Source organism: Nosocomiicoccus sp. HMSC059G07, assembly GCF_001815515.1.
In the GTDB taxonomy this organism is placed as follows: Bacteria; Bacillota; Bacilli; order Staphylococcales; family Salinicoccaceae; genus Nosocomiicoccus; species Nosocomiicoccus ampullae_A.
This window is the reverse complement of record NZ_KV820784.1, coordinates 1-1517: the sequence shown is the minus strand read 5'-3', so window position 1 is coordinate 1517 and position 1517 is coordinate 1. Positions and strand designations below refer to the sequence as shown.

General features: G+C 29.0%; 2 protein-coding genes. Both read right to left on the bottom strand.

Annotated elements, in window-relative coordinates; translation table 11 throughout:
* Positions 1-648 precede the first annotated feature (648 nt).
* Positions 649-948: a hypothetical protein gene (locus HMPREF3029_RS00800; protein ID WP_070709244.1), complete on the bottom strand. Its 300-nt coding sequence runs from the start codon at positions 946-948 to the stop codon at positions 649-651.
* A gap of 162 nt (positions 949-1110) precedes the next feature.
* Positions 1111-1323, bottom strand: a complete 213-nt coding sequence (locus HMPREF3029_RS00795) for a hypothetical protein (RefSeq protein WP_070709242.1) — start codon at positions 1321-1323, stop codon at positions 1111-1113.
* Between the last annotated feature and the right edge of the window lie 194 nt (positions 1324-1517).

Here is a 1517-nt window from a genome sequence, read left to right as displayed (position 1 = left end):
TTTTTGTTAAATATAATTTTTTATCTAACAAAAAGAGGTCAGAATTCCGATTTTTTGTTAATTATCCGGATATATCTAACAAATTTCAGTATTCCCAGATCATTTTTGTAAATAAGAGGGATGAACAGCGTGGTGTCCTGATCTTAATCAGTGAAATAAGGTTTTTAATCATCTAAAGGATAAATTTCCTTAAAAATCATAAAATTGAGTGTATAAGACCTAATATGGGCCTTTTGTCATGAATGTCTATAAAATCGAAATAAATATGGAGAGGCAACATGCAAATGTTGTAAAGATTTAAGGATGCTATCATTATGAGAAAGTTTTTCTAGAATATCGAACATAAACATACTAAAAATTCAAATGACTTGAGGTCGTTTGTTCTCAAGTCATTCTACAGCTTTTTTATCTTGCTTCGCTGTTGGTCACACCAGGTGTAAACAGGAATAAAAATTAATCAAATATTTTTAAAATTATAGTTACTCCTAGTGCACCTACGATCATGATAGTAGAGAAACTAAATAATATTTCTAACCAATTAGAATCAGGTAAAAACGAGAATAGTATTACATCAATAAATATTACTAATATTATCCATGAAACTACTTTTAAATGATTTTTTCTTTTGTTCATAAAGTAATGCTCACCTTAACTAAAGACTTTACAAGCAGCTTGTTTGCCACCGAATTTTTCGACTGCTGTTTGGAAAAGGTATCTGCAAGCCCATCCTCCGAGGGCTCCGGTAACAGTTCCTACGGGACCAGAAATTAGTGTTCCAGCTGCTCCGACAGCTAGTGATGTTCCTATACATCCCATGTAGCTTGAGAATATACAAGCCCATTCTAAAGCGAAGACTTGTTTGTCTGTTAATGCATATGTACTAACTTCATTTTCTGATATTAAATAATTGGTAGTAATTTCTTTATCTTTAGAGATAGACTCACTCATTATTAATGTATTATCTACAGCATCGTAAAGCTCAAATGTTGCTGAATTTTGTGTTTTATCATCATACTTTTGAATGCTGTAAGAAAATAATTCTTCATTTGCAAAGTATATATTTATGAAATCTCCATTGCCATTAATTTGGACATTTAGAATATAATGAGTTTAATCATTATCTTGGATTTGGTAGGCGCTTTCTACATTTTTAGAATTTAAGTCATGTTCTTTAAAGAAGTTTTGTAGTTCTTTGTTACTCATATAATTATTCCAAATGCTAATTTTTTCGTTTGTTTCAGTCACGGCTGAGACACTTTTTCCATACACCAAATGAGGCACTAGTAGTAATAAAGATAAAAATATCAATAATTTCTTATTCAATTTGAATTCCTCCGTTTACTGAATGTATCCTTATTTTCTCATAGAAATAAATTTTGTCAATAAGTAAAATATTACCCTATAAAATAAGTATATGTTTTAGTTTTTAATTAAAAATAACTTTAATTTATATTATTTTTTTAGTTTATAGAATATTTAAAGTTTTGGAAGATTTTATAATCAACCTAGCCACTTAA

Bases quoted from the DNA above. Each gene is read 5' to 3' on its own strand.
- HMPREF3029_RS00800 (WP_070709244.1), bottom strand. From the start codon at position 948: ATGAGTGAGTCTATCTCTAAAGATAAAGAAATTACTACCAATTATTTA.